This is a genomic window from Clostridium liquoris (assembly GCF_002995785.1).
In the GTDB taxonomy this organism is placed as follows: domain Bacteria; phylum Bacillota; class Clostridia; order Clostridiales; family Clostridiaceae; genus Clostridium_AO; species Clostridium_AO liquoris.
In genome coordinates this window covers 1-2,810 of sequence record NZ_PVXO01000035.1, presented here as the reverse complement: position 1 = coordinate 2,810, position 2,810 = coordinate 1, and the positions used below count along the sequence as shown (strand labels likewise).

Annotated in this window: 3 protein-coding genes; 1 reads left to right on the top strand and 2 read right to left on the bottom strand. The window is 27.7% G+C overall.

What is annotated here, in order from left to right; translation table 11 throughout:
- Nucleotides 1-152: 152 nt before the first annotated feature.
- A complete protein-coding gene (locus CLLI_RS06480; RefSeq protein WP_106063407.1) occupies nucleotides 153-1,409 on the bottom strand; it encodes a D-alanyl-D-alanine carboxypeptidase family protein in 1,257 nt (418 codons plus the stop codon).
- Between the two features lie 199 nt (nucleotides 1,410-1,608).
- On the opposite strand from CLLI_RS06480, the gene CLLI_RS06475 reads away from it, so the two are divergent.
- Nucleotides 1,609-2,220 carry an NUDIX hydrolase gene (locus CLLI_RS06475; protein WP_106063406.1) on the top strand — a complete coding sequence of 204 codons (612 nt, stop codon included), beginning with the start codon at nucleotides 1,609-1,611 and terminating at the stop codon, nucleotides 2,218-2,220.
- 114 nt (nucleotides 2,221-2,334) lie between these two features.
- On the opposite strand, the gene CLLI_RS06470 is transcribed toward CLLI_RS06475, so the two are convergent.
- Nucleotides 2,335-2,718: a hypothetical protein gene (locus tag CLLI_RS06470; RefSeq protein WP_106063405.1), complete on the bottom strand. Its 384-nt coding sequence runs from the start codon at nucleotides 2,716-2,718 to the stop codon at nucleotides 2,335-2,337.
- Between the last annotated feature and the right edge of the window lie 92 nt (nucleotides 2,719-2,810).

The window sequence follows — 2,810 nt, the reverse complement described above, 5'->3', positions numbered from 1 at the left end:
CACAAAATCTCATTATTTAGTAATGCCCAAAAAAATAAAAATTACTACAGGAGTTTGTCCCCCATAGTAATTTCCAGTTAATCTAATCACATCTATAATAATTTACACAAATCTATGGACGTTCTCTAATAAAGAAGTGCACAGCACTTCTTTTAAATGTATTTATTTCTTCTTTTTCTATTCTTTCTCTTTTTAGTAGCTTTTATTATGATAAATACTAATGATACAGCGGCTAATATAGCAATAGCTGTTCCAATATAAAGTAGTATATTTGCTTTTATTATAGAAGCCTTAGAAATATTAGTATATAAATCATATTTTTGAGAGGCTTCTCTTTCTTTTATTGTTAATGTACCTATGCTTTTATTTTTATTTATGTTCCATATATTTGATGTTTGTACATTAAATTCTTGTTTCATTTCCTTTTTGTTAATTTCATTATCATAATATGATACATCTTGCTTAACCATTATTGGTACTTCCATGGTCTTAGTAGGCCCGAAGAATACTAATGGCTTATAAGTTAATTTTTCAGTTCTTAATATAGAGTCTTTTGGATATAAAGTAGTTTTCTTAGCATTGTAACTCCAATCTATGACTTTTTTCATATCATTAAATACAAAAGTATCATTTTGATCATAAACAGAGTTCATTACTACCCCTATGATTTTTCTACCATTTCTATCAAACATAGCAACTAGGCATCTTCCTGCATTAGATGTATAACCAGTTTTACCACCCACACAGTCATCTTTTCCTAATAATTTGTTTCTATTTTCTACATTAACAGTTGTCCCACTTGAAGTTTTAATAGTACTGGTTTTCTTATTCATAGTTTCTCTTACCCAAGGGTTCTTATAAGCTTCTCTACCTATAACAGTTAAATCATAGGCTGTAGTATAGTGTTTTGGGTCATGTAATCCATTGGGTGTAACAAAATGAGTATTTTTTAAACCTAAACTATTTATTTTTTTGTTCATAAGATCTGCAAATTTTACTGAATTACCAGATATATTATCTGCAATCATATAAGCTATATCGTTTCCTGAAAATAATAAAAGTCCATCCATAACATCTTTAGCGGTCATAGTTTCACCAACAGCTATAGGATGTAAATTTAAATTTATGGAGTACTCAGGCTGAGATTTTGCATCCTTAGTATACTTTAATAAATCTTCTTTTTGTTTATTTTCTGCTAAAAGCAGTGCAGTAAGCAGTTTAGTTGTACTTGCAGGATACATTTTATTATCTATGGATTTAGCGTATATTATTTCTCCAGTGTTCATATCCATAGTAACCGCAGCTTTACCATAAATATCAGGTTTATTTTCTTCTGCTGCAAAAACGCTTGTACATAGAGATAATACTATAAAAATTGCTAAAATTAATGATATTCTTTTTTTCTTCAACTTGCATCCTCCGATTTCTAAAATTAAATTTTTTATGTATAGTATAATATAACATAAAGGGTCAATACCTACTAAAGTATAGCATGGACTTTATAATTTGACAAATTTAAAAAGTACCTTCATATGCTAATAAATAATGGTATTTAATATAATACTAATATATAATTAATAGTTAGATAATAATGGTGGTGAAAAGTATATGTTAAATGAAATTAAAAAATTATTTTCGGAAAGGGAACCTAAAATATTAGGAGAATATGAAAAAAGTGCGGTGATTATATTTCTTATTGAAGAAAAGGGTAAATTATATATTCTATTTGAAGTAAGAGCTTTGAATTTAAATCATCAGCCTGGAGATATTTCGCTACCAGGTGGTAGAATCGAACCGAAAGAAAATCCAATGGATGCAGCTATAAGAGAATCTATAGAAGAATTAAATGTTGAAAGAGAGGACATAGAAGTGTTAGGATCAATGGATTACTTCGTTAGTCCCTACAATACCATAATATACCCTTTTATATGTAAATTGAATAGGAAAGAAATTAAGCCTAATAAGGATGAAGTAAATCATGTATTTAAGGTACCGCTAGATTACTTTATGAAGAATGATCCCATAGGATACGAAGTTAAGATAATGCCTGATTTTCCTGAAAATTTTCCTTATCACTTAATAATAGGGGGGAAAAGTTATAAGTTTAGAACTGGCAAAATGGAACAGTATTTTTATCAATATAATGGATATGTTATATGGGGATTTACTGCTTTAATAATAAAATCCTTTGTGGAAATTTTAAAACAAATTACTAAGTAACTTTTTTAGATTATAGATAAAAGAGCATAGATTTAAAATAAACATGGGCTGTGGCATTAAGAATAAATATTACAATATATTGTATGTAAATTTCTTAGTGCCACAGCCACTTTTTTACCCTGTGATTTTTTTCTTTGGTAAAAATAACACTATTGATATAACAATCAATGCGAAATAGATAAATGGTAACAATATAGATAGCAGTCCAGCCTTGTAGTAAAATTTTAGAAATATAAAAGCCAGTATTGAAATAATTCCCCAAAATAAGGATAGATATCCCATTACAATATTTCTATATCTCCAAGATTCAATATCTTTCATTTCACCTACAATTTTATCCTTATCATTGCCATTTGGAGAAGTTTTTATTGTTATAAATTTAAAATATGCATAAAAAATAATAGCAATTATACCAATGCAAAGAAAGAAGTATGAAAGAGAATTTTTAGTTAAGTACATGCCATCACCTTGTATAATGAACATATAGTAAAAATTCATTATACTTTTCCTTTCTTAAAGATTTTTACTATAATTATCATAAGACGCTGTGGATTAGTTTTATCACCTATAGCTAGACTATTTTAATTGAG

Bases quoted from the DNA above. Each gene is read 5' to 3' on its own strand.
- CLLI_RS06475 (WP_106063406.1), top strand. From the start codon at position 1,609: ATGTTAAATGAAATTAAAAAATTATTTTCGGAAAGGGAACCTAAAATA.
- CLLI_RS06470 (WP_106063405.1), bottom strand. From the start codon at position 2,718: ATGAATTTTTACTATATGTTCATTATACAAGGTGATGGCATGTACTTA.